Genomic DNA, 4,285 nt, shown 5'->3' with positions numbered 1-4,285 from the left:
CCAAAAAGAAACTGGCGCCTTTTTTAGAGACTTACTGCATCCGTTGCCACGGGCCAGGCATTGGTAAACCCGCCGGCCGTCGCTTTCTTTCCTACTTCTCGGACAACGCCTCCTTTGCCTAATCCCGGCCTCGGCCGAGTCCCAAACTACCCCAACACTTCGGTGATATCCGCCGTGCTGTCGGCGAATCGTTCGGTCGGTCGGGACAATTGATTGGAGATGGTGACAAACAGGTTCGAAAGCGGAATCGAGTCGCTGTAATTCAAGTGCGACCCGTGCGTGAAGCCCATGTTTTTCCCGCCACTGAGAATGATGGGGTAATTGGTGGCCCGATGGGTCTTACTGGTGGCGCAGCCGTAGAAACACAGCGTGTTGTCCAGTAGCGTGCTGTTGCCTTCCTGAATCGAATCGAGCTTCTTAATGAAGTTCGCGTGCATCTCGTTGAGGAACGCAATGTACTTGGCCACGTCGCCGTAGTTTTTCTTTTCGTGCGACAGTTTGTGGGAGGAATTCCCCAGACCGAGCGCGGACGGAAACCGATCGGTCAACCCGCCCTCTTCGCAGGCCGTCTGGAACGAGGCCACGCGCGTGGTGTCAGTTCGGAATGCCAACGCCATGAGATCGTACATCGCCGTGAGGTATTCGCGCGGGGCCGTAACATTCACGGACAAATCAAGACTCTTGGCATCCACCTTGGCCTTGGGCGTGCCCTGCCATTGAACGGCGCGTTCGGTCATCTTTTCCACCTCACGCACGGAGGATAAATACTCGTCCATCTTCCGCCGATCACTGGTACCCAGCCGGCGGTTCAAATCCTTGGCTTCACTGAGTATTTCATCAATCACACTGCCGCGACTAGCGAGTGCATTGCGTTCAGCCGCCGTGGGGGCTCCGAACATGCGGCGGAAAATTTCAGCCGGATTATTCAATGCCGGAATCGGTCGCCCCGCCCGGTCAAAGGACAAGGTCGAGGAACGGTACGGTCGGTTCACTCCGCCAAAGGAGGACAACACCATCGATTGAAAGCGCGTGTCTTGCCCGAGCGATTGGGCTACGTGTTGATCGATCGAGATGGTTTGTTTGTCGTACGTCTTGAGAATATTGGCGCCGGTCAGAAAATAATCCGCGCCCTTATGGGCGGAGGTGGTTCGCATGGAGGGATGCGACAGCCCGGATAGAAACGTAATCTTATCCCGCATCGGCATGATGCTCTTGTGCATCTCCGGCGCGACGTAGTCTTTGCCGGTGCCGACCGGAAACCAGCCGTTCTCCAGGCGATCGGGCGCATCATCCGCGGGCATCGGCACGCCGTAGGCAAAGAAGCCACCGAAGAAGCGCTTCCGCGCCACCGGATTGTTGGCGCCCCAACTCATGCATTCCAGCCACGGCAAGGCCATGGTGACGCCCATCGATTTCAACAGGGTTCTCCGATCCAGATGCCAGGATTTTTGTTTCATACCGTAAAAGTTATTTGGTTAAAAAAGGCTCCGCCAGAACGATCTGCTCCAGCAGAGTCTGGAACGTATCCTCGTTTTTCTCAAGCGTATTACAGATGGCATCGACCGCGGGGCGATCCCGGAAATCCAGATAACGGCCCAACGCATAGGCCAGCGCCTTGCTGACCACAGCGCGCCGGTACTGCTCTTTTTTCTCCGTTAAAATGTACTGCTTCAGATCGCCCAAGTGCTGAATTTTCCGGCCGTTGCGGAGTTGTGTAGTGGGGTCGATCGACACGTTCTGGTGCGCCGTCTTCACATTGGGATCGCGCGCTCCTTCGCGCCATTGGCCCAGTGCATTGTAATTCTCAAACGCCACTCCCCACGGATCAATCTTGCTGTGGCAATCCCGGCAGCTCTGTACATTGGTGTGCGCCACCAGCCGTTCCTTTAACGACAAGCCCGTCTCATCCTGCGCTTCGGGCTCCGCAAGGTCGGGTACATTGGGTGGCGGAGGAGGCGGAGGATCATCGAGCATGCGTTCAAGCACCCACATACCTCGGCGAATCGGATGCGTTTCCGAGCCGGTGGAATTACCAAAGAGCATGCTCGCCTGCGTCAGGAATCCGCCGCGCCGGTGCTCCGGCCCCAGTTGGCGCACCTGAAAGCCGCCGCCAATTCCAGGGATACGATAATGCTTGGCCAACTTATGGTTGAGGACCACGAAATCTGAGTGAATGAAATTATCGATGCTGAGATTTTCGGCCAGGACATGGTGCAGAAACCGAACGGTCTCCTCCTCGAATAGATCTTTCGTTGTTTCCTCGAATACGAAGTATTCCGGATTCACCGCCAACCGCCGGATCCCGGCCAAGTCCAGCCATTGCGCGGCAAAATTCTTGGAGAACGCGTTGGCCTTCGGATCCTTGAGCATCCGCCGCACCTGCTCGCGCAGCACCGACGGTTTCCCAAGTTGCCTCTGCTCGGCCAGCGCAAACAAGGGGGCGTCCGGCATGGTACTCCACAGAAAATAAGACAGCCTCGAGGCCAGTTCGTACTCGTTTAGCGACCGCTTGACGACGGGCGCTTCCCCGACAATCGGTTCCGGGGCCGGTTCGGCGACCAACAGAAAATTGGAGGAACACAACACCGCCGTGAGGGTGGACACCAAGGCGTGCTCAAAGGACGCATGCGTCGGTCGCAGTTTCTCGAACAACACCGCCTTCCGTTCCACTTCGTGATCCGCTACCGGCCGGCGATACGCCCGCTTCATGAAATGTCGCAGAATATCCCGCACGTACGCCTGCTCATTGTCGCGATGCGGCGAGTCGATGAGGATCGCCCGGTTCTGCGCCGTCGGCCATTCGGGAAAATGGTTACTCTCAATCTCCACCCAATCGATGACCAGCTTGGGCAGATTCTCGTATGCCAAGTCGCTGGTGCCCCGGCGGAAATCATTGAAGATGCGGAAATACGAGGGCCGGCCCGGTTTGTTGGATTGAAATGGAAAATTCGCGCCGTGCACGATGAACTCGTACGTCTGCAATTCCTGCGAGCGCACCTCGATGTTGCCGCCTTCTTTCTGATCAGAAACCCCGTTGCCCCGGAAGGAGCCCAGTTCAAACGACAACCGCGGAAACGTGTTTCCTTTGCCCGGAATCGCCGCGGCATGAATCTTCACGCGCACCGGCGCGTCATGCGGGATCTCATAAATTTCCGCGCGAAACTCCGGTTGATACCCGGACCGACCAGCGCCCAGCGCGCCGCCAATTTTTCGATCCGCGGCAAACGGCGCATTCACCGGATCGGCCGGCCGGTTTCCCGCCAATAACACGCCCGTGCCATCGGGCAACACCTCGCCGAAATCCAACTTGAACAAGCCTTTGAATTGCGGCTTCCCGCCGACCAGCGGCTGCAAATTATACGACGCGCCGCCTCTTCCCCGGTTGCGATTATTGGGCTTCTTGGGGTCCGGCGCTTTCTTGAACGCCCGTTCCGGTTCAATCCGCACCACGTACGCCGGCGGCTTTTCCTTCGGCGCCAATAAAACGCGTCCCAAGGCGCCCCGAGCGATGCGTTCGAAATATTCAATGTGCAACGCCGAAGTTCCTAGCACCGAGCTGTTGTTTTTAAACCCTTCCTTCGCCACTCCTTCCGGTGGAAGATCCGTGGCAAATTGCAAATCCAAATCCAACAGATCGCGCAGCGTATTGTTGTACTCGTAAGCCGTGAGCCGACGCAGCACATTGCGGCCGCCGGTCGATCGCCGCGCCTCCAACACCTTACGAAACTCCCCCGTCAACAGGGCCACCGCCGCCTGCCGTTCCTGGGGCGTGGGCTGGGCCTTCGCCTCTTCGGGCGGCATCTCGCTCACGTTGACCAGATCCAGCACCTCCTGCCACATATCCGCCTCGTCGCCATTCAGCAGGTCGGCATCCAGTATATCCAGTCGCAGCTTGGCCTTTTGCTTATCCGGCCCGTGACAACTCACACAATATTTGGCCAGAAACGGCCGTATCCCCTTCTCAAATGCCACCGCCGAATCCTGCCCGAATAAATTCGGTACGACTGCAGCCAAGATCAGTATCCATGTGGAGCGCAACATCATCCTCCTCCAAAACCGACTTGTACCGCAGCAACTCATCAAAAGCAAGGAACTCCCCGAAGCTCGGCACTTACTGGAATCGCCGGTCTCTGGGAAGTAGCAGTGCCATTCCTTCAATAGCATTTGTGAAACCGGCGACGGTTCCGTTCTTGAAAAACCGCCGGATCGTTGCCACCGTAGCCGCTAGAAATGACCGCCAATCGACGTACGTTTTTGAAAGGCTTGGGTGGGGCATTGGCTTTGC

The 4,285-nt window shown here is 57.2% G+C and carries 2 protein-coding genes; both read right to left on the bottom strand.

Features of this window, described 5'->3' with window-relative positions; genetic code table 11:
* Window positions 1-146: 146 nt before the first annotated feature.
* On the bottom strand, window positions 147-1,457 hold the full coding sequence (locus tag H8E27_00050) for a DUF1552 domain-containing protein (GenBank protein ID MBC8324011.1): 1,311 nt from the start codon (window positions 1,455-1,457) through the stop codon (window positions 147-149).
* A 10-nt stretch (window positions 1,458-1,467) separates the two neighbouring features.
* Window positions 1,468-4,014 carry a DUF1592 domain-containing protein gene (locus H8E27_00045; GenBank protein MBC8324010.1) on the bottom strand — a complete coding sequence of 849 codons (2,547 nt, stop codon included), beginning with the start codon at window positions 4,012-4,014 and terminating at the stop codon, window positions 1,468-1,470.
* Window positions 4,015-4,285 lie beyond the last annotated feature (271 nt).

The organism is Limisphaerales bacterium, assembly GCA_014382585.1.
Taxonomy (GTDB): Bacteria; Verrucomicrobiota; Verrucomicrobiia; order Limisphaerales; family UBA1100; genus JACNJL01.
Note: the sequence above shows the minus strand (reverse complement) of the source record. Positions and strands in the feature narration are given on the sequence as shown.

Coding starts and splice junctions, on each gene's coding strand:
- H8E27_00050 (MBC8324011.1), bottom strand. CDS start 1,457: ATGAAACAAAAATCCTGGCATCTGGATCGGAGAACCCTGTTGAAATCG.